This window comes from Providencia sp. UF-183, from assembly GCF_058246155.1.
The window spans coordinates 1-271 of record NZ_JBSICD010000094.1 but is presented as its reverse complement, the minus strand read 5'-3'; the positions used below and the strand labels follow the sequence as shown (position 1 = coordinate 271).

Below are 271 nucleotides of genomic sequence, written 5' to 3'. Positions count from 1 at the left end.
CGTCTGATCCTGCTGGGCATGTTTTCCACCCTGCTGCAGGCCAAGGGCGACGTCAAGCTGGATCCGCACGCCCGGCCGCTGCTGCTGGTGGAAGACCCGGAAACTCGCCTGCATCCGATCATGCTGTCGGTGGCCTGGGGGCTGCTCAATCAGCTGCCGCTGCAGCGCATCACCACCACCAACTCCAGCGAATTGGTGTCGCTGGTGCCGGTGGAGCACGTGTGCCGGCTGGTGCGCGAGTCGGGCCGCGTCGCGACCTATCGTCTCGGGC

The 271-nt window shown here is 66.8% G+C and carries 1 protein-coding gene; it reads left to right on the top strand.

From position 1 onward, the window contains the following. A partial coding sequence (locus tag AC4IFT_RS22495; RefSeq protein WP_490752952.1) for a DUF2813 domain-containing protein occupies positions 1-271 on the top strand: 271 nt, incomplete at both ends.